General features: G+C 62.1%; 1 pseudogene. It reads left to right on the top strand.

Annotation, left to right across the window (positions count from 1 at the left end):
- Nucleotides 1-272, top strand: a pseudogene (locus ACPYOJ_RS35400) (MFS transporter); the annotation flags it as partial.

Genomic DNA, 272 nt, shown 5'->3' with positions numbered 1-272 from the left:
ATCAGGATGGCGTCAACGGCCTGCTGATCCTCGGCGGCACCTTTGCGGCCGGCATGTTCGGCTGGGCGACGATCGAGATCGGCATCTACGGTATCATCCTCAACGTCATCGCCATTTTCGGCTGCTTTGCGGCCAGCTATGTGGACCGCTGGCTGGGCTCGAAAACGACTGTCGTCATCAGCCTGACGCTGCTGCTCGTCGCGACCTTCGGCATCATCTCGACCGGGCCTGGCTTCACGCTCTTCGGTCTCGTTCCGCTCTCGACCGTCAGC

This window comes from Rhizobium sp. SVR5-9E, from assembly GCF_056755095.1.
This window is presented reverse-complemented; position numbering and strand designations above follow the sequence as displayed.